Raw genomic sequence first — 14,965 nt, 5'->3', positions numbered from 1 at the left:
CGGCCATGGACCGGCCCCGCCTCACCACCCTGCAGGGCGACATCACCCGCCTCGCCATGGACGCCATCGTCAACGCCGCCAATCGCAGCCTGCTGGGCGGCGGCGGGGTGGACGGCGCCATCCACCGCGCCGCCGGGCCCGAACTGCTCGACGAATGCCGCAGCATCGGCGGCTGCCCGACCGGCGAGGCCCGCATCACCCGCGGCTACGCCCTGCCGGCCCGCTACGTGATCCATGCCGTCGGCCCGGTCTGGCGGGGCGGCGGGGCGGAGGAGGACGCGCTGCTCGCCAGCGCCTATCGCCACAGCCTGCTCCTCGCCCAGGCCCATGACCTCGCCCGCATCGCCTTCCCGGCGATCTCGACCGGCATCTACGGCTTCCCGGCCGACCGCGCCGCCCGCATCGCCGTGGCCACCATCCTCGGCCACGGCGCCGGCCTCGAAGTCACGCTGGTCGGCTTCGACGCCGCCAGCCACGCCACGCTCCGCCGGGCGGTGGACGAGGCCCGCCGATGATTTCTCCGTTTCCCAAATACTCCACGGGGGTCCGGGGGTGTGAAACCCCCGGCGCCGCCCGCGCCACGAGGAGCCGCCCATGTTCCAGAAGATCCTGATCGCCAACCGCGGCGAGATCGCCTGCCGGGTCATCGACACCGCCCGCAAGCTGGGCGTGCGGACCGCCGCGGTCTATTCCGAGGCCGACCGCGGCGCGCGCCACGTCGCCATGGCCGACGAGGCCGTTCCCATCGGCGGCCCGGCGCCCCGGGACAGCTACCTGCGCGGCGACGTCATCATCCAGGCCGCGCGCGAGACCGGCGCGCAGGCCATCCATCCCGGCTATGGCTTCCTCAGCGAGAACCCGGATTTCGTCGATGCGGTGAATGCGGCGGGTCTGGTCTTCATCGGCCCCTCGGCGCAGGCGATCCGCAAGATGGGCCTCAAGGACGCGGCCAAGGCGCTGATGGCCGAGGCCGGCGTGCCGGTCGTGCCGGGCTATCACGGCGAGAACCAGGAGGCGGAGCACCTCCAGGCCCAGGCCGACGCGATCGGCTATCCGGTGCTGATCAAGGCTGTGGCCGGCGGCGGCGGCAAGGGCATGCGGCTGGTCGAGCGCGCGCGGGATTTCCCCGCCGCGCTGCACTCCGCGCAGGGCGAGGCCGCCACCGCCTTCGGCAACCCGGCGGTTCTGATCGAGAAATACATCCGGCAGCCGCGCCATATCGAGGTGCAGGTCTTCGGCGACGGGACCCGCGCGCTGCACCTGTTCGAACGCGACTGTTCGCTTCAACGCCGCCACCAGAAGGTGATCGAGGAAGCCCCGGCCCCCGGCATGACCCCCGAGATGCGGGCCGCCATGGGCGCGGCCGCCACCCGCGCCGCCGAGGCCATCGGCTATGCCGGCGCCGGCACCGTCGAATTCATCGTCGACGGCAGCCAGGGCCTGCGCCCCGACGGTTTCTGGTTCATGGAGATGAACACCCGCCTGCAGGTCGAGCATCCGGTGACCGAACTGATCACCGGCGTCGATCTGGTCGAATGGCAGCTGCGCGTCGCCAGCGGCGAGTCCCTGCCGGCGCGGCAGGAGGACCTGACCATCACCGGCCATGCCTTCGAGGCCCGGCTCTATGCCGAGGACGTGCCCGCGGGTTTCCTGCCCGCCACCGGAACCCTTGCGCATCTGCGCTTTCCCGACCATGCCCGGATCGAGACCGGGGTGCGGCCCGGCGACACCATCTCGCCCTGGTATGATCCGATGATCGCCAAGATCGTCACCCATGGCGCGACGCGCGCCATCGCGCTGCGGGCGCTGGAATCGGCGCTGGTCGATACCGAGGTGGCGGGCTCGGTCACCAATGTCGATTTCCTCATCGCGCTGACCCGGCACGAGGGTTTCGGCAAGGGCGAGGTCGATACCGGCCTGATCGCCCGCGACCTTCAGGCGCTGGTCGCCGCCGCCGAGCCCGATCCGCGGGCGAAGGCGCTGGCGGTCCTCGGCCTTGCCGGGCTCGACGATCCCCGGATCCGCGGCGGCATCACCCTCTGGCAGCCGCTGCGCCGCACCATCGCCTGGGAGGGCGGCGAGGCGGTGCTGGAGGTGCTCGGCCCCGGCGCCGCCCGCGTGACGCTGGAGGGCAGCACGCATGAGATCGGCTATGAGGGGGGGCGCTGGTGGGTCGACGGCAGCCCGCGCCGCTCGCGCATCGTCAACCATGCGGCGGGAAGCAGCGTCTTCGGCGGCCGCTCGCTGACGCTCGCCCCCCTCGACCCGCTGGCCCGCGGCGGCGAGGAGGCGGGCGGCGGCATGACGCTTTCGCCCATGCCCGGCCTCGTCAAGGCGATCTTCGTCGAGCCGGGGCAGGAGGTGGCGGCGGGCGAGCCTCTGGCGATCCTCGAGGCGATGAAGATGGAGCATACGCTGACCGCCGCCCGCGCGGGCAAGGTGGCCGAGGTGCTGGCGGCCGCCGGCGATCAGGTCGAGGCCGGCGCCGCCCTGATCCGGCTGGAGGAGGAAGAAGACGCATGATCCTGCATCACGTGCCCGGCTCGCGCTCGATGCGCGTGCTCTGGCTGATCGAGGAACTGGGGCTCGATTGCGAATTGCGGCTCTGGTCGCTGACCGATGGCGGCCTGCGCAGTCCCGAATTCCGCGCCCTGTCGCCGGCCGGCCGCATCCCGGCGCTGGAGGTGGACGGCCGCGCCATCTTCGAATCCGGCGCCATCCTGCAATACCTGACCGAGCGCGAGGGCAGGCTGGCCCCGAAACCCGGCGAGCCCGAGCGCGGCGATTTCCTGGAATGGGTGCATTTCGCCGAGACGCAGGCGAATATCCTGCAGGCCCTGAACATCCACCATATCTTCCTGCGGCCCGAAAGCGCGCGCTCGATCCCGCTGATGCGCCTCGACACGAAACGGCTGGCCGTGACCGCCCGGGCGCTGGACGATCATCTGGCGGGGCGCGAGACGCTGCTCTCCGGGTTTTCCGCCGCCGATTGCATGCTGGGCTTCAATATCGAGGCGCTGTTCCGCTTCCTGCCCGCCGCCGACCACCCGGCGCTGGCGGCCTATCGCGACCGCATGACGGCGCGCCCCGCCTATCGCCGCGCCGCCACCCGCGCCGGGGGCGACGCGATCTATGACCGCGATTTCTACGAGGTGCCCGATGTCCCGGGTTGAGATCTTCGAAGTCGGCCCGCGCGACGGGCTGCAGAACGAAAAGCGCCCGATCCCGGCGGCGGAAAAGATCGCGCTGGTCGACCTGCTGTCGCAGGCCGGCTTCCGGCGCATCGAGGTGACCAGCTTCGTGCCGCCGAAATGGGTGCCGCAGATGGCTGATGCGGCCGAGGTCATGGCCGGCATCGCCCGCCGGCCCGGCATCCGCTACGCGGTGCTGACCCCGAACCTGCGCGGCTACGAGGCGGCGCGCGCGGCCGGCGCCGACGAGGTGGCGATCTTCGCCTCGGCCTCGGAAGGCTTCTCGCGCGCCAACCTGAACGCCAGCATCGCCGAAAGCCTGGAACGCTTCGCCCCGGTGGCCGAGGCGGCGCGGGCCGACGGCATTCCGCTGCGCGGCTATGTCTCGGTGGTGACGGATTGCCCCTTCGACGGGCCGGTGCCGCCCGCGAATGTCGCCCGCGTCGCGGCCGCCCTGCGCGACATGGGCTGCTACGAGGTCAGCCTGGGCGACACCATCGGCCAGGGCCGGCCCGAGACCATCGACGCCATGCTCTCCGCCGTGCTGCAGGAACTGCCGCCCGACAGGCTGGCCGGCCATTACCACGACACCGCCGGCCGGGCGCTGGAGAATATCGACGCGAGCCTGGCGCGCGGGCTGCGGGTCTTCGACGCCGCTGTGGGGGGCCTGGGCGGCTGCCCCTATGCGCCGGGCGCCGCCGGCAATGTCGCGACGGAAAAGGTCGCCGCGCATCTGGCCGCGCAGGGCCACGACACCGGGCTCGACCTCGCGGTGGTCGACGAGGCCGCCGCCATGGCGCGCGCGATGAGAGGAGGAGCATGATGGAGACGATCCGCATCGATACCGACGCCCGCGGCGTGGCGCATCTGTGGCTGGCGCGCGCGGACAAGCACAATGCGTTGTCGGCGCAGATGATCCGCGAATTGACCGAAGCCGCCCGGGCGCTCGGCGCCGATCCGGCGGTGCGCGTCGTGGTGCTGGCGGCCGAGGGCAAGAGCTTCTGCGCCGGCGGCGATCTGGGCTGGATGCAGGAGCAGATGCGCGCCGATGCCGAGACCCGCCGGGCCGGCGCCCGCGAGCTCGCCATGATGCTGAACGCGCTGAACACCCTGCCGAAACCGCTGATCGGCCGGGTGCAGGGCAACGCCTTCGGCGGCGGCATCGGCATGATCTCGGTCTGCGACCTGGCCGTGGCGGTGCCCGAGGCGCGCTTCGGCCTGACCGAGACGCGGCTCGGCCTGATCCCCGCCACCATCGGCCCCTATGTTCTGGCGCGGATGGGCGAGGACAAGGCGCGGCGCGTCTTCATGTCCGCCCGCCTCTTCGGCGCCGAGGAGGCGATGCGGCTGAACCTGCTGGCAAGCCTTGCCGATGCCGAGACCCTGGACGCGGCCGTCGAGGCCGAGGTGGTGCCCTATCTCTCCTGCGCCCCCGGCGCGGTGGCGGCGGCCAAGCGCCTGATCCGCCGCCTCGGCCCCCCCGTCGGCGAGGCCGAGATCGAGGCCAGCATCCAGGCCCTCGTCGATGTCTGGGAGGGCGACGAGGCGCCCGAGGGCATCGCCGCCTTCTTCGACAGGCGCAAGCCGCGCTGGCAGTCCGGCTGAGGCGCCGGCCGGGGCAGCTTCACCGTTTTCCAAGTACTCATTCCGGAAAGCGACCCGAGCCGGGGCGGCAATGTCGGGCCTGCAGATCGACGCCGCGCCGGCTGGCCCTGCCGCTTTCGAGTATTTGAAAACGGTGAAGACGGGCGCAGCGCGCTTTCCGCAGCCTTGCGCCTTTTGCATGTCTGGACTTCGCCGGACCCGGCTTGGCGGCATATGGTCGCATCTGTTAACGCTATCGGGCCTTTGCTTTCCCCACATGCCAGCCCGGAAGGTGCCGCCATGCCGCCGCAGCCGAATCTCAAGCTTGCCATTCTTGCCCTTGGTCTTGGCGCTTTCGCCATCGGAACATCGGAATTCGCCGCCATGGGGCTTCTGCCCTGGTATGCCGGCGATCTCGGCATCACCGAGCCGCAGGCGGGCCATGTGGTGTCCGCCTATGCGCTGGGCGTGGTGGTGGGCGCGCCGGTCACCTCGATCCTGGGCGCCCGGCTGCCGCGGCGGCGCTATCTGGCGGCGCTGATCGCGGTCTATGGCGCGATGAACCTGCTGGCGGCGGTGTTGCCGGGCTATGGCACGCTGGTCGGCACGCGCTTCCTGGCCGGGCTGCCGCATGGCGGCTTCCTGGGCGTGGCCATGCTGTTCGCCGCCGATGCCCTGCCCCGCGAGCAGCGTGCCAAGGGGGTGACTCAGGTGCTTCTGGGCCTGACCATCGCCAATATCGCCGGGGTGCCGCTGGCCGGCATCCTGGGGCAGGGCTTCGGCTGGCGCTGGGGCTTCGCGCTGCCGGGCGTGCTGGCGCTGCTGGCCGGCTGGCTGATCCTGCGGCTGGCGCCGCGGGTCGGCGCGCCGAAGGACGCGCGGCCGTTTGACGAGCTCAAGGCGCTGGGAAATCCGGCGGTGGTGCTGATCCTGCTGGTCGGGGCCATCGGCTTCGGCGGGCTGTTTGCGGTCTATTCCTATCTCTCGGCCGCGATCCTGGCGACGACGCAGCCGCCGGGCTGGGCGATTCCGGCCACGCTTTCGGCCTTCGGCATCGGCGGCACCCTGGGCAGCATCGTCGCGGCGCGGCTGACCATGCGCTATGGCAGCTGGGGCGCGGCGTTGCAGCTGATGCTGTTCATGGCGGCGGCGCAGGCTTTCGCGGCCTATGCGGTGGGCGACTGGGTGCTGATGCTGGCATCCTCGGTCGCGCTGGGGCTGGGCTCGGGCATGGTGGTGCCGCTGCAGACCCGGCTGATGGACGTGGCAGGCCGGGCGCAGAGCATGGCCGCCGCGATGAATCACGCCGCCTTCAACGCCGCCAATGCGCTGGGGCCCTGGCTGGCGGGCCTGGCGCTGTCGGCGGGCTGGGGCTGGCGTTCTTCGGGCGTGGTGGCGGTGGCGCTGTCAGCGGCGGGGCTGGTCGCCCTCGGCCTCGCCTGGCAGCGGGCCCGTCTCGCCGGGCACCAGCTGCAGGAGCGCCCGGCGCGAGTGTGAGGCGAATTCCCGCCGCCACGAGATGAAGAGCACATAGCTGGTGGCCAGGAACAGGCCCAGCGGCCCCGCCAGCCAGCCGAGCGCTCCCAGCGCGAAATAGACGCAGCGCAGCCCCGAGTTGAAGCTTTTCGCCGCGGTGATGTTGATGTCGGCGGCCTGCATGGCCAGCGGCATGGCGCGCGGGTCCTCGGGCTCGTTCGGGACCGAGGCCATGATGATCGCGCAATAGCCGAACAGCCGGTGCGACCAGACGAAGCGCAAGAGCGCGTTGGCCACGAAGAACAGCACCACGACGATCTTGATTTCCCATTTCAGCGCCGGGACATGGCCCAGGTCGAACTGGCGCGCCACTCCGGCAAGCTGGTCGGTATTGCCGATCAGCGCCAGCCCGCCGCCCACCGCGATCAGGCAGGCCGAGGCGAAGAAGGCGGTCCCCTCGCGCAGCGTCGTCAGGATATTGCTGTCGAAGATGCGCGGGTCGCGTGTGATGAATTGTCGCATCCACTCGCGGCGATAGGCCTTCATCAGCACCGAGACCGAGGGATGGCGGCGCGGCGGGCGCTCGGTGATCCAGCCGATGCCGAACCAGGCCAGGAAAAGCCAGAGCAATGCGGCGAGATCCGCCGGCGACAGGGGGCCCAGCACCAGGGGCGCGATCGGGGATGAGTTCGGATTCATGGCGCGGTTCTACCCCTGCGGTCTTGCTGTTGCCAGCCGGCGTTCCGGCGGCTATCCAATGGCCGGTTATCTTTGTCCCGGAGTATAATGATATGGCAGCACCCCACGCCATCCACGAGGAATTTCCGAACGATACGGCGCGCATTCACGAGCTGAAGGTCTCGGACGCGCATTTCGCCCGCCTGCTGGCGGAATATGACGAGGTGAACGACCAGGTGGCGGGCGCCGAAAGCCGCCACACCCCGATGTCGGAAGAGGCGGAGACCGCCCTGCGCAAGCAGCGCGCCGCGCTGAAGGACGAGATCGCCCGCATGCTGGCCGGCGCCAGCGCCTGATGCCGGATCTGGCCGCGGGCCGTCAGGCGGCCGCGGCGCCATGAACGACGGGCGCGCGGCGGGTCCGCGCCCCCTTTCCGGCCCGCGGTTCCGGGCTTGAAAGCCGCAACGCGCATTCCTACCTGAAATCCTGCCGGACGGCCCTTGCGGCGCCGGCGGACCTGCCCGCCCGGATCGGGGGGCAAGCCTTTGTATCGCTTTGATGAAAGGATGCGAAATGCGCAACTTCGACCTGACTCCGCTTTATCGTGCTTCGGTCGGCTTCGACCGCATGGCCGATGTCATGGACCGTGCCCTCTCGGCCGATATCGCGAGCTATCCCCCCTACAATATCGAAAAGACCGGCGAGAACGCCTATCGCATCTCGATCGCCGTCGCCGGCTTCGCGGCCGACGACCTGAGCGTCGAGGTCAAGGACGGCGCCGTCATCGTCTCGGGCAAGAAGGCCGCCGAGGACGAAGGCCGCAGCTATCTGCATCGCGGCATCGCCACCCGCGCCTTCGAACGCCGCTTTACCCTGGCCGATCATGTCCGCGTCGAGGGCGCGAGCCATGAGGACGGCATGCTGAACATCGACCTGGTGCGCGAGATCCCCGAGGCGCTGAAGCCACGCCGGATCGAGATCGCCAAGCCGGCGAAGGCGGTGGAAAAGCTGGACGCCTGAGCTTCGGTTTAAGGAGGCGGGGGCGCCGCCCCCGCACCCCCGGAGTATTTGAAAAACGGAGAAAGTCAGGGGGCGCCGGTTGCAGCGCCCCTTTTGTCATGCGCGCTGCCGGCCCCTTTTCAGGCGTCTTTCTCTGTTTCAAAAATACCCCGGGGTCCGGGGCGGAGCCCCGGCGCGGCGGGTGCCGCTAGAGCCTGCGGCGGGCGCGCAGCGCCGCGGTGATGGTGCCGTCGTCGAGATAGTCGAGCTCGCCGCCGATGGGCACGCCCTGCGCCAGGCCGGTGACGGCGACGCCGGTCTGGGCCAGCGCCTCGGCGATGTAATGCGCGGTGGTCTGGCCCTCGATGGTGGCTGAAAGGGCGAGGATGACCTCGGTGACGTTTTCCTCGGCGATGCGGGCGATCAGCTGCGGGATGCGCAGGTCCTCGGGGCCGATCTCGTCCAGCGCCGAAAGGCTGCCGCCCAGCACGTGATAGCGGCCGTGGAAGGCGCGGCCGCGTTCCAGGGCCCAGAGGTCGGCCACGTCGGTCACCACGCAGATCTCGCCGGTGGCGCGGGCCGGGTCCTCGCAGATCGCGCAGATATCGGACTGGGTGATGTTGCCGCAGACCAGGCATTCGCGGGCGTTTTCCGCCACGCTGGCCATCAGCGCCGCCAGCTGCGCCATCTGTCCGGCGCGGCGGCGGATCAGCTGCAGCACGATGCGCCGCGCCGAGCGCGGCCCGAGCCCCGGCAGCCGCGCCATGGTGGCGATCAGCGTCTCGATCTCGTCGCCGGAGGCGGGCGGCATCGGTCAGAAGGGCATCTTCATGTCGGCCGGCAGGCCGAGTTCGCGGGTCAGGCGGGCCATTTCCTCGGCGGTCTTGTCCTGGGCGCGGCGCTGCGCGTCCTTGATCGCGGCCAGGATCAGGTCCTCGACCACCTCCTTGTCCTCGGCCTTGAAGATCGAGGGATCGATGTCGAGCGCCGTCAGCTCGCCCTTGGCCGTCGCGGTGGCCTTGACCAGACCGGCCCCGGCCTCGCCGGTGACGGTCAGGCGCGCCAGCCCCTCCTGCATCTCGGTCATCTTGCCCTGCATCTGCTGGGCGGCTTCCATCATCTTGGACAGATCCATGTCGCCAAGGCCCTTGAACATCGCCTAATCCTCGTCCTCGAAAGGGTCCCATTCCTCGACCTCGGCCACCGGGCCTTCGGTCAGCTCATGCGGGGATGTATCCTCGCCCGCCGGTTTTTCAACCGCGGCCGGCATCGGGACAGGCCGGATCCGGGTGATCTTCGCGCCGGGGAAGGCGGCGAAGATCGCCTGCACCGTCGGGTTCTGCATGGCGCGGGCGCGGGCGGCGGCCTCGCGCGCGGCGCGCTGTTCGCTGATCGTCGGCTCGCCGGGTTCCGAGGTCACCGTCACCGCCCAGCGATGGCCGCCGGTCCAGCCGCGCAGCCGTTCCGCCAGCCGCTGCGCAAAGTCGCGCGGCGCGTCGTCGGTGGGCTGGAACTCGATCCGGCCCGGCGAATAGCGCACCAGGCGCAGGTGATCCTCGACATCCAGCAGAAGCTTCATGTCGCGCATGCGCCGGATCAGCTCCAGCACCGATTCGAAATCGGGAAAACCGGCCAGCGCGTCGGGCGAGACCGCCAGCGCCGCGGCGCTGCCGTCCTGGCGGACGGCGACCGGGGCGCGGGGGGCGGCGGCGCGGGGCGCATCCTGGCGCGCCTCGCCGCGCGCGGCGGGCGGTGCGGCGCTGCGGCTGAACGCGCCCGCCGCGGCGCTGGCCTGAACCTTGCGGATCAGCGCCTCGGGGTCGGGCAGGTCGGCGACATGGGTCAGGCGGATGATCGCCATCTCGGCCGCCATCATGGCGTTCGGGGCCTGGCCCACCTCCTCGAGCGCCTTGAGCAGCATCTGCCACAACCGGGTCAGCGCCCGCATCGGCACCTTTTCCGCGATCTGCTGGCCGCGGGCGCGCTCGTCCGGGCCGATGGTGGGGTCGGCCAGCGCCTCGGGGGTGATCTTCACGATCGAGACCCAATGCGTGATCTCGGCCAGGTCGCGCAGCACCGCCATCGGGTCGGCGCCATCGGCATATTGCGCCTGCAATTCGGCCAGCGCCTCGGCCGCCGCGCCGCGCAGGATCATGTCGAACAGGTCGAGCACCCGGCCACGGTCGGCCAGCCCCAGCATGGCCCGGACCTGCGCCGCCGTCGTCTCGCCCGCGCCGTGGCTGATGGCCTGGTCCAGAAGGCTGGTCGCGTCGCGGGCCGAGCCCTCGGCGGCGCGGGTGATCAGCGCCAGCGCGTCGTCGGTGATCTGCGCGCCTTCGGCCGAGGCGATGCGGCGCAGCAGCGCGATCATCACCTCGGGCTCGATGCGGCGCAGGTCGAAGCGCTGGCAGCGCGACAGCACCGTCACCGGCACCTTGCGGATTTCCGTGGTGGCGAAGATGAATTTCACATGCGGCGGCGGTTCCTCCAGCGTCTTCAGAAGCGCGTTGAAGGCGCTGGTGGACAGCATGTGGACTTCGTCGATGATATAGATCTTGTAGCGCGCCGAGGCCGCGCGATAGTGAACCGATTCAATGATTTCCCGGATATCGTTCACACCGGTTCTAGATGCGGCGTCCATCTCCATCACGTCGACATGCCGGCCTTCGGAGATCGCCACGCAATGCTCGCAGACCCCGCAGGGTTCGGTCGTCGGGCCGCCCTGGCCGTCCGGGCCGGTGCAGTTCAGCCCCTTGGCGATGATGCGCGCGGTGGTGGTCTTGCCGGTGCCGCGGATGCCGGTCATCACGAAGGCCTGGGCGATGCGGTCCGCCGCGAAGGCGTTCTTCAGCGTGCGGACCATGGCGTCTTGGCCGACCAGATCGGCAAAGGTCTCGGGGCGGTATTTCCGCGCCAGCACTTGATAGGTCTGTTCTTCGCTCATGCACCGGCCTTTCGTGATCGGCGCAGATTAGCGGCCCGGCCCCGGGGCGGCAACCGCCCTCAGGCCGGTTGCCAGTCGAAGGCCAGCTCTTCGCGGAAGGCGAAGCGGGCGATGTGGCTGTCGACGATGTGGCGCATATGCGCGGTGGTCTCCTCGGGGGCCTCCAGCCGGATCTCCAGCGCCTCGGGCGTGGCGGTCAGCGTCACGGTGCGGTCCTCGGGCATGGCGATGCGGCCGCGGCTCGCGTCGAACTCGACCTCGAACTTGTGCGCCCAGTGCTTGCAGAGCTGTTGCAGGTAGCGGCTGGCATTCGGCGTCGCCACGCGGCAGGTCGAAAGGATGACGGTCTGGGACATAGGCTTTCCTGTCTTGCGGGTCCGGCTGGCGGCGGCTGGCGGACATGAAAGGGGTCACGAATGGGTGAGCCTGCTCGGCCCGGACCCGGTGTCTCCCATATAACCCGGATGAAGCGACGTTCAATCCTGCTGGCCCTGCCTCTTCTGGCGATGCCGCGCCTGATGCGCGGCGCGCCCACCGCGGTGCTGGAGGCGGTGGACCTGCCGCAGCTGCGCGCCATCGCCGTCTGGCGCGACGGCGAGGAGGTGGCGGCGCGCGGCTTCGGCGGCTTCACCCCGGACAGGCCGACCAACATCAAGTCGGCCTCGAAATCCATCGTCTCGGCCCTGGCCGGCATCGCCATCGCGCGCGGGCTGTTTTCCGGCACCGACCAGAGGGTGGCCGAACTGCTGCGCGCCGACCTGCCTGCCGATCCCGATCCGCGCCTCGCCCGGCTGACGCTGGGTCATCTTCTGTCGATGCAGGCGGGGCTGGAACGGCAGTCGGGGCCGAATTACGGGGCCTGGGTCAGCAGCCGCAACTGGGTGCGCGCGGCGCTGGCCGCGCCCTTCGTCGCCGATCCCGGGCAGGGGATGCTCTATTCCACCGCCTCGACGCATCTGGTCTCGGCCATGCTGGCGCGGGCCTCCGGGCGCTCGACCCTGGCGCTGGCGCGCGACTGGCTGGAGATTCCCGGCTTTTCCATCGCCGCCTGGGACCGCGATCCGCAGGGCATCCATCTGGGCGGCAACCAGATGGCGATGAGCACCCGCAGCCTGCTCTCCTTCGGCGCCGCCTATGCCGCGGGCGGGCAGGGGGTGATCCCGCCGGGCTGGATCGCGGAAAGCTGGCGGCCGCGCACCCGCTCGATCTTCAACGGCGAGGAATATGGCTATGGCTGGTTCATCAGCCGCATCGCCGGCCGGCCGGTGCGTTACGGCTGGGGCTATGGCGGGCAGATGATCTATGTCTTTCCGGGGACCGTGCCGGTCGCCATCGCCATGACCTCGGATCCCGACCAGCCCTCGGCGCGCTCGGGCTATCGCCGCGACCTGCACGCGCTGGCCGGCCGGCTGGTGGCGGCGCTGTGATTCCTGCACGGCTTCTCTGTTTCAAAATACCCCGGGGGAGGCCCGCAGGGCCGGGGGCAGAGCCCCCTTCCGCCCACATCCGTCCCCCGTTGACCCGGCCAGCGGCGCGGCCTATCTGCGGGCCATGGCACGCGCTCCGCTTCTGCAACTCACCGATATTTCCCTGACCTTCGGCGGCAATCCCGTCTTTGACGGGCTGGACCTGACCGTCCAGCAAGGCGACCGGCTGGCGCTGGTCGGCCGCAACGGCTCGGGCAAGTCGACGCTGATGAAGGTCATGGCCGGGCTGGTCGAGCCCGATGCCGGCCAAGTCATCACCCCCGCCGGCACCCGCGTCGGCTATATGGAGCAGGACCCGGACCTGTCGGCTTTCGCCACCCTGGGCGATTTCGCGCGCGCCGACCTTGGCGATGCCGAGGGCTACCGCGTCGAGATGGCGGCCGAGGGGCTGAAATTCGACCCCGACCGCCCGGTCGCCACCGCCTCGGGCGGCGAGCGGCGGCGGGCGGCGCTGGCCCGGCTGCTGGCCGAGGCGCCGGAACTCATGCTGCTGGACGAGCCGACCAACCATCTCGACATCGAGGCGATCGGCTGGCTCGAGGAGCAGCTTGCGGCAACCAGGGCGGGTTTCGTGCTGATCTCGCACGACCGGGCCTTCCTGCGGGCGCTGACCCGGGCGACGCTGTGGATCGACCGCGGCGAGGTGCGCCGCCAGGACCGGGGCTTCGAACATTTCGAGGATTGGCGCGAAACCGTCTGGGCGGCCGAGGACGAGGCGCGCCACAAGCTCGACCGCAAGATCAAGGCCGAGGCCCGCTGGGCGGTCGAGGGCATCAGCGCCCGGCGCAAGCGCAACCAGGGCCGGGTCCGCGCCCTGGCGGCGCTGCGCGAGGAGCGCGCCGGCCAGATCCGCCGCCAGGGCACCGCGGCCATGGAACTGGACGCGGGGCCGCAATCCGGCAAGCGGGTGATCGACGCCAAGGGGATTTCCAAGTCCTTCGGCGAGCGGGTGATCCTGAAACCCTTCGACCTGCGGGTGCTGCGTGGCGACCGGGTGGCCTTCGTCGGCCCGAACGGCGTCGGCAAGACCACGCTGATCAAGATTCTGACCGGCGAGATCGCGCCCGATACCGGCATCGTCAAGCACGGCACCAATCTGGAAATCGCGGTCTTCGACCAGGCGCGCAGCGCCATAGACGAGACGGTGACGCTGTGGGACGCGCTGGCGGGCGATCCGTCCATGCGGGTCTCGGGACGCTCGGACCAGGTCATGGTCCGCGGCAATCCGCGCCATGTCGTCGCCTATCTCAAGGATTTCCTGTTCGACGAGGCACAGGCGCGGGCGCCGGTCGGCAGCCTCTCGGGCGGCGAGAAGGCGCGGCTCTTGCTGGCGCGGATCATGGCGAAACCCTCGAACCTGCTGGTGCTGGACGAGCCGACCAACGATCTGGACGTGGAAACGCTGGACCTCTTGCAGGACATCCTTGGCGATTACGACGGCACCGTGCTGCTGGTCAGCCACGACCGCGACTTCATCGACCGGGTGGCCACCACCACCGTGGCGATGGAGGGCGACGGCCGCGCCGTGATCTATCCCGGCGGCTGGTCGGACTATCGCGCGCAGCGCCCCGATACCGCGCCCGCGCCCGAGGCGGCGAAGCCGGCGGCGGCGGCCGCGGCAAGGCCCGCGCTGAAGCCCGCGGCCGAACGCGCCGGGCTGAGCTTTACCGAGAGGAAGCGGCTGGAGGCGCTGCCCGCGATCATCGAGCGGCTGGAGGCCGAGATCGGCAAGCTGACCGCATTCCTCGCCCAGCCCGACCTGTTCCAGACCGCCCCGGCGAAATTCGCCAAGGCCAGCGCAGGGCTGGCCGAGCGCCAGCAGGCGCTGGCCGCCGCGGAAGAGGAATGGCTGGAGCTGGCCGGCCGCGACGAGGGCTGAGCGGCTTCGCGCCGGCGGGTTTTCGGCGGCGCGGAGAACAAAGATAGTTTCGCCCCTTGCATTTCGGCCCGATGCGCGCCATGTAATGCTGGCTACGTTATTTCTTCCGCATCCTGTCTCCTTCCGGCTTCAGACTGTGTTACGATCTGACTAAGCCGGGTCGCCGCATGTCGCGGGCGACAATCCATGAAGGAGATATCACGATGGCCAACGGCACCGTGAAATGGTTCAACAGCACCAAAGGCTTCGGCTTCATCGCTCCGGCGAACGGCGGCAAGGATGTGTTCGTGCACATCTCGGCGCTCGAGCGGGCGAATATCCAGCATCTGGCCGACGGCCAGTCCGTGACCTTTGAAATCGAGACCGGCCGCGACGGCCGCCAGTCGGCGCGCGATCTGGCGCTGGCCTGATTTCGGCAAGCCGATTGCGACAAGGGGACCGGCCGATCCTGGCCGGGCCCATCCTGCGGAGGCTGGCATGGCACCCAAGGACAGACTGAAAGGGCTTTTCCGCGCGCCGGCGCCGCTGACCGCGATGGACCGGACGACCTCGGAAGCCCGGCAGATCATCAGCGAGCAGACCCGGCGCCGTGAGGAACTGACTGCCAGCCTGCGCGCCGCGCGGCTGGCCCGAGAGGCCTCGGACGCCGCCAAGGGCTCCGCGCCCACCGGCAAGCGCAAGAAGTAAGGCGCAGGCCAGGGCAGCCGTTTCGGCCCGCCCGCAATGT

Annotated in this window: 17 protein-coding genes; 12 read left to right on the top strand and 5 right to left on the bottom strand. The window is 70.3% G+C overall.

What is annotated here, in order from left to right; all coding sequences use genetic code 11:
• Positions 1 to 5: 5 nt before the first annotated feature.
• From LOS78_RS05365 to LOS78_RS05340, 6 genes are all read left to right on the top strand, one after another.
• Positions 6 to 515, top strand: coding sequence for an O-acetyl-ADP-ribose deacetylase (locus LOS78_RS05365; protein ID WP_028711329.1), 510 nt, complete (start codon positions 6 to 8; stop codon positions 513 to 515).
• 79 nt (positions 516 to 594) lie between these two features.
• Positions 595 to 2,523 carry a biotin carboxylase N-terminal domain-containing protein gene (locus tag LOS78_RS05360; protein WP_230375970.1) on the top strand — a complete coding sequence of 643 codons (1,929 nt, stop codon included), beginning with the start codon at positions 595 to 597 and terminating at the stop codon, positions 2,521 to 2,523.
• Positions 2,520 to 3,173, top strand: a complete 654-nt coding sequence (locus tag LOS78_RS05355; protein WP_230375968.1) for a glutathione S-transferase family protein — start codon at positions 2,520 to 2,522, stop codon at positions 3,171 to 3,173. Before LOS78_RS05360 ends, LOS78_RS05355 begins: the two co-directional genes overlap by 4 nt.
• Positions 3,160 to 4,014, top strand: coding sequence for a hydroxymethylglutaryl-CoA lyase (locus LOS78_RS05350; protein ID WP_230375967.1), 855 nt, complete (start codon positions 3,160 to 3,162; stop codon positions 4,012 to 4,014). The genes LOS78_RS05355 and LOS78_RS05350 overlap by 14 nt, the downstream gene beginning before the upstream one ends.
• On the top strand, positions 4,011 to 4,796 hold the full coding sequence (locus LOS78_RS05345; protein ID WP_230375964.1) for a crotonase/enoyl-CoA hydratase family protein: 786 nt from the start codon (positions 4,011 to 4,013) through the stop codon (positions 4,794 to 4,796). The genes LOS78_RS05350 and LOS78_RS05345 overlap by 4 nt, the downstream gene beginning before the upstream one ends.
• Positions 4,797 to 5,075: 279 nt before the next feature.
• Complete coding sequence (locus tag LOS78_RS05340) at positions 5,076 to 6,272, top strand: MFS transporter (RefSeq protein WP_230375963.1); 1,197 nt, start codon at positions 5,076 to 5,078, stop codon at positions 6,270 to 6,272.
• On the opposite strand, the gene LOS78_RS05335 is transcribed toward LOS78_RS05340, so the two are convergent.
• Entirely contained in the window at positions 6,183 to 6,950 is a 768-nt protein-coding gene (locus LOS78_RS05335) for a DUF599 domain-containing protein (RefSeq protein WP_230375962.1), read from the bottom strand. The genes LOS78_RS05340 and LOS78_RS05335 overlap by 90 nt on opposite strands.
• Positions 6,951 to 7,042: 92 nt before the next feature.
• Here LOS78_RS05335 and LOS78_RS05330 point away from each other — a divergent pair, with 92 nt between their 5' ends.
• A complete protein-coding gene (locus LOS78_RS05330) occupies positions 7,043 to 7,285 on the top strand; it encodes a YdcH family protein (RefSeq protein WP_028711322.1) in 243 nt (80 codons plus the stop codon).
• 217 nt (positions 7,286 to 7,502) lie between these two features.
• A complete protein-coding gene (locus LOS78_RS05325) occupies positions 7,503 to 7,949 on the top strand; it encodes an Hsp20 family protein (protein WP_028711321.1) in 447 nt (148 codons plus the stop codon).
• A gap of 187 nt (positions 7,950 to 8,136) precedes the next feature.
• Here the strand turns inward: LOS78_RS05325 and recR are convergent, their stop codons facing one another.
• Genes recR through LOS78_RS05305 form a run of 4 tightly spaced genes read right to left on the bottom strand, consistent with a single transcriptional unit; the run spans position 8,137 to position 11,228 of the window.
• Positions 8,137 to 8,739, bottom strand: coding sequence for a recombination mediator RecR (gene recR / locus LOS78_RS05320; protein WP_028711320.1), 603 nt, complete (start codon positions 8,737 to 8,739; stop codon positions 8,137 to 8,139).
• 3 nt (positions 8,740 to 8,742) lie between these two features.
• On the bottom strand, positions 8,743 to 9,084 hold the full coding sequence (locus tag LOS78_RS05315) for a YbaB/EbfC family nucleoid-associated protein (protein WP_230375961.1): 342 nt from the start codon (positions 9,082 to 9,084) through the stop codon (positions 8,743 to 8,745).
• 3 nt (positions 9,085 to 9,087) lie between these two features.
• Complete coding sequence (locus LOS78_RS05310; protein ID WP_230375957.1) at positions 9,088 to 10,872, bottom strand: DNA polymerase III subunit gamma/tau; 1,785 nt, start codon at positions 10,870 to 10,872, stop codon at positions 9,088 to 9,090.
• A gap of 59 nt (positions 10,873 to 10,931) precedes the next feature.
• On the bottom strand, positions 10,932 to 11,228 hold the full coding sequence (locus tag LOS78_RS05305; RefSeq protein ID WP_230375955.1) for a DUF2218 domain-containing protein: 297 nt from the start codon (positions 11,226 to 11,228) through the stop codon (positions 10,932 to 10,934).
• A gap of 108 nt (positions 11,229 to 11,336) precedes the next feature.
• On the opposite strand from LOS78_RS05305, the gene LOS78_RS05300 reads away from it, so the two are divergent.
• From LOS78_RS05300 to LOS78_RS05285, 4 genes are all read left to right on the top strand, one after another.
• Positions 11,337 to 12,299, top strand: a complete 963-nt coding sequence (locus tag LOS78_RS05300) for a serine hydrolase (protein WP_230375954.1) — start codon at positions 11,337 to 11,339, stop codon at positions 12,297 to 12,299.
• 124 nt (positions 12,300 to 12,423) lie between these two features.
• A complete protein-coding gene (locus LOS78_RS05295; RefSeq protein WP_230375953.1) occupies positions 12,424 to 14,238 on the top strand; it encodes an ABC-F family ATP-binding cassette domain-containing protein in 1,815 nt (604 codons plus the stop codon).
• A gap of 203 nt (positions 14,239 to 14,441) precedes the next feature.
• Positions 14,442 to 14,648 (top strand): cold-shock protein, encoded by a 207-nt coding sequence (locus LOS78_RS05290; protein WP_028711314.1) that lies wholly within the window; start codon positions 14,442 to 14,444, stop codon positions 14,646 to 14,648.
• 67 nt (positions 14,649 to 14,715) lie between these two features.
• On the top strand, positions 14,716 to 14,925 hold the full coding sequence (locus tag LOS78_RS05285) for a hypothetical protein (protein WP_230375949.1): 210 nt from the start codon (positions 14,716 to 14,718) through the stop codon (positions 14,923 to 14,925).
• The last annotated feature ends 40 nt before the right edge of the window (positions 14,926 to 14,965 follow it).

This window comes from Paracoccus sp. MA (assembly GCF_020990385.1).
Taxonomy (GTDB): Bacteria; Pseudomonadota; Alphaproteobacteria; order Rhodobacterales; family Rhodobacteraceae; genus Paracoccus.
This window is presented reverse-complemented; position numbering and strand designations above follow the sequence as displayed.

What these genes read in the sequence shown, in the direction of transcription:
- LOS78_RS05365 (WP_028711329.1), top strand. Translation starts at nt 6, where the DNA reads ATGGACCGGCCCCGCCTCACCACCCTGCAGGGCGACATCACCCGCCTC.
- LOS78_RS05360 (WP_230375970.1), top strand. Translation starts at nt 595, where the DNA reads ATGTTCCAGAAGATCCTGATCGCCAACCGCGGCGAGATCGCCTGCCGG.
- LOS78_RS05355 (WP_230375968.1), top strand. Translation starts at nt 2,520, where the DNA reads ATGATCCTGCATCACGTGCCCGGCTCGCGCTCGATGCGCGTGCTCTGG.
- LOS78_RS05350 (WP_230375967.1), top strand. Translation starts at nt 3,160, where the DNA reads ATGTCCCGGGTTGAGATCTTCGAAGTCGGCCCGCGCGACGGGCTGCAG.
- LOS78_RS05345 (WP_230375964.1), top strand. Translation starts at nt 4,011, where the DNA reads ATGATGGAGACGATCCGCATCGATACCGACGCCCGCGGCGTGGCGCAT.
- LOS78_RS05340 (WP_230375963.1), top strand. Translation starts at nt 5,076, where the DNA reads ATGCCGCCGCAGCCGAATCTCAAGCTTGCCATTCTTGCCCTTGGTCTT.
- LOS78_RS05335 (WP_230375962.1), bottom strand. Translation starts at nt 6,950, where the DNA reads ATGAATCCGAACTCATCCCCGATCGCGCCCCTGGTGCTGGGCCCCCTG.
- LOS78_RS05330 (WP_028711322.1), top strand. Translation starts at nt 7,043, where the DNA reads ATGGCAGCACCCCACGCCATCCACGAGGAATTTCCGAACGATACGGCG.
- LOS78_RS05325 (WP_028711321.1), top strand. Translation starts at nt 7,503, where the DNA reads ATGCGCAACTTCGACCTGACTCCGCTTTATCGTGCTTCGGTCGGCTTC.
- recR (WP_028711320.1), bottom strand. Translation starts at nt 8,739, where the DNA reads ATGCCGCCCGCCTCCGGCGACGAGATCGAGACGCTGATCGCCACCATG.
- LOS78_RS05315 (WP_230375961.1), bottom strand. Translation starts at nt 9,084, where the DNA reads ATGTTCAAGGGCCTTGGCGACATGGATCTGTCCAAGATGATGGAAGCC.
- LOS78_RS05310 (WP_230375957.1), bottom strand. Translation starts at nt 10,872, where the DNA reads ATGAGCGAAGAACAGACCTATCAAGTGCTGGCGCGGAAATACCGCCCC.
- LOS78_RS05305 (WP_230375955.1), bottom strand. Translation starts at nt 11,228, where the DNA reads ATGTCCCAGACCGTCATCCTTTCGACCTGCCGCGTGGCGACGCCGAAT.
- LOS78_RS05300 (WP_230375954.1), top strand. Translation starts at nt 11,337, where the DNA reads ATGAAGCGACGTTCAATCCTGCTGGCCCTGCCTCTTCTGGCGATGCCG.
- LOS78_RS05295 (WP_230375953.1), top strand. Translation starts at nt 12,424, where the DNA reads ATGGCACGCGCTCCGCTTCTGCAACTCACCGATATTTCCCTGACCTTC.
- LOS78_RS05290 (WP_028711314.1), top strand. Translation starts at nt 14,442, where the DNA reads ATGGCCAACGGCACCGTGAAATGGTTCAACAGCACCAAAGGCTTCGGC.
- LOS78_RS05285 (WP_230375949.1), top strand. Translation starts at nt 14,716, where the DNA reads ATGGCACCCAAGGACAGACTGAAAGGGCTTTTCCGCGCGCCGGCGCCG.